We start from the raw sequence: 3,024 nt of genomic DNA, 5'->3' as shown, positions 1-3,024 counted from the left end.
GGTAAACTCAGGAACATTGACCTTAAGCCTTGAAAAAAATGGAACAGAAGTCACTTCAATTTCTTCGGATACCTTGAATTATACATTTACTCCTGTTGCCGGTGAAAATGATGTCAACTTTGATTTAATAGCCGATAATGGAGAGGGGTTGGCAGACACGGCTTCTGTTTTTGTTACAATACGCGAGGGAGATGGGGTTAATATCAATCGCCCGGCAGGCTTACAGGATGGAATTACTGAAAAAACCAGTTCAGTTACACTTTCTCTGTTTGCTCCACAAAAGGAATATGTATACGTAATAGGGGATTTTAATGACTGGCAACCGTCTTCTGAGTATTTAATGAACAAAGAAACTACCGGTACCGACAGCACATGGTTTTGGTTAGAAATTGAAGGATTGACTCCGGGGGAAGAGTATGGATTTCAGTATCTGGTAGAGGGAGATCTACGAATTGCAGACCCATACTCATATTTAGTGCTGGATCCCTATAATGACGGATATATTCCCGAAGCTAATTTTCCGAATTTAAAGCCATATCCAGCTGGTAAAACTTCAGGGTGGGTAAGTATAATGCAGCCGGGCAGCAGTGAATACATATGGGAAGCCACGGACTATCAGAGACCGGAGAAAACAGAATTGATTGTGTATGAGCTGTTAATAAGGGATTTTTTGGAAGAAAAAAACTATCAAACCCTTACCGATACACTCGATTACCTGGAAAATCTTGGAGTGAATGCCATTGAATTAATGCCCGTCAATGAGTTTGACGGAAATTTAAGCTGGGGATATAATCCAAGCTTTCATCTTGCCTTAGATAAATTTTATGGAACTCCCGAAGCATTTAAGAAATTTGTTGATGAGGCTCATAAAAGGGATATCGCAGTAATTTTAGATGTGGTCATGAATCATGCAACAGGAATAAATCCTTTGTATCAGCTCTATGACAGCAACAATAACCCATATTTCAACGCATCTGCGCGTCATTCATATAATGTATTTAATGATTTTAATCATCAGTATTCAGGTACTCAATATTATACAAGAAGGATGATTGAGCACTGGATTGAAGAGTATAATGTTGACGGTTTCAGATGGGATTTGACGAAGGGCTTTACCCAAAACTGTACAGCCGGCAACGAAGCCTGTACAGGAGGCTACCAGCAAGACCGCGTAGACATCCTGAAGAAATATGCTGATTTCCAATGGGCGGCTGATCCGGACTTTTATGTAATATTTGAGCATTTGGGAAGCGAAAAAGAAGAGGCTGAATGGGCAAATTATCGTATTTCTGAAGGCAAAGGGGTGATGCTTTGGGGGAATATGAATGGGAATTACAGTGAAGCTTCCATGGGTTATCATGAAGGTGGAAAATCTAACCTCTATGGAGTTCTTTCTGAGTCAAGAAGCAGCTTCCAGGAACGTCATGTTGTGGGGTATATGGAAAGCCATGATGAACAGTGGATGATGCATAAGAACCTTAACTTCGGAAATAGTTCCGGTGACTATAATATTCAAGAATTAAATACTGCTTTAAACCGTCAAAAATTGGCCGGAGCTTTTTTCTTCACTTTACCTGGCCCTAAAATGATATGGCAATTTGGCGAACTTGGTTATGGTGGAGGAGAGGGAGAATGCCTTAAACCCGGCGATGGTACCAATGGAGATTGTCTTTCAACAGATCCAAATAGAGTAGGTGAGAAACCAATTCGTTGGGATTACTATAATTCTGAAGAGCGTTTGAAGCTTTATAAAACCTGGAGCGAGATCATCCGGTTGAGAAATAGCAGCCCTGTATTTACTGATCCGGAAAATGCCATCTACAATTTGGAGGGGACCACAAAAACCATAACCCTTGAACATGAGGATTCAGATGTATTGATTGTCGGTAATTTTGGAATTTTGGAAAACACTGTACAAATAGTGTACCCGTCAACGGGAACATGGCATGATTACTTTTTTGGCACAAGCCAAACCATATCAGATCCGAATATTGAAATTACCTTGGAACCGGGTGAATTTCGGATATTTACTACCCGTGAGTTTGAAACGCCTGAAGAGGAATTGATTCCTCAAAAAGATGGTAAATGGGATACAGGAATTCCAGAGTCTTTTACCTTAATGCAAAATTATCCGAATCCATTTAATCCCTATACAACAATAACTTATGATGTGGCAAAAGATAGCAATGTAAAACTTGAAGTTTATGATTTGTTGGGAAGAAAGGTTCAGGAACTTGTGAATGAACGACAAGAAGTAAATTCATATACCGTGCAATTTGATGCCAAAAATTTGAGTAGTGGAGTTTATATATATCGATTGAAAGCCGGCGGAAAGGTATTCACTAAAAAGATGACGCTGATTAAGTAAATTTTAAATATTCAGTGCTAAATGTTAGCTAAAGACAGTCCATTTAAAGTTCAAAAATTTAACATTAAAAACGTGATAAAAAAGACTTTTAAATTCGTAACGGTAGCACTTGCATTGATCATTGCCGGATGTGTTCCATCCATTGAGGCTCCTCATGAGTCTGAAATTATTGGGTTGGCTTCGCCGATCACATTGGATTATGGTCAAACTGAGATCATCACGGCAGATTACTTTAAATCTCACTCACTCATCGATTCTGTTGTTGCCCCTGTAGGTCTTGAAGCCTTGCTCTCATCCGATAAAGCAGAAGTATTGCTTACCGGATCTCTTTCAAGTTCACTGGATGTATTAGAATTCTGGGTGGATGGTTACGCTTATCACATCCTGCTCAAGAAATCCAATAAAGAAGAAGTAACGATCACTTTTGATCCCAAAGGTCAAGATCACTCTTCCGTGAAGCTGAAGGGAGAGATGAATAACTGGAATCCCAATGAAGCGGTCCTTGAAAAGAATGGGGATATTTGGGAAACCACAATGCTCATCAACAAAGGTGTATACCAATATGTGTTTGTAGTCGATGGTCAGGAGATGCCCGACCCTGATAACCCTAATACCGTGTCAAATGGAATGGGGGGTACTAATTCTATTTTAACGGT

The 3,024-nt window shown here is 39.7% G+C and carries 2 protein-coding genes; both read left to right on the top strand.

All coding sequences use genetic code 11. The annotated features are described in order from the left end of the window. Positions 1–2,368 (top strand): alpha-amylase family glycosyl hydrolase (locus VFM80_RS11470; protein ID WP_395071968.1); only part of this gene is annotated, 2,368 nt, incomplete at its 5' end. Between the two features lie 21 nt (positions 2,369–2,389). After that, the coding region (locus VFM80_RS11465) for a glycogen-binding domain-containing protein (RefSeq protein ID WP_395071967.1) at positions 2,390–3,024 on the top strand (635 nt) is incomplete at its 3' end.

The organism is Gracilimonas sp. (genome assembly GCF_035704785.1).
Classification (GTDB): Bacteria; Bacteroidota; Rhodothermia; order Balneolales; family Balneolaceae; genus Gracilimonas.
Note: the sequence above shows the minus strand (reverse complement) of the source record. Positions and strands in the feature narration are given on the sequence as shown.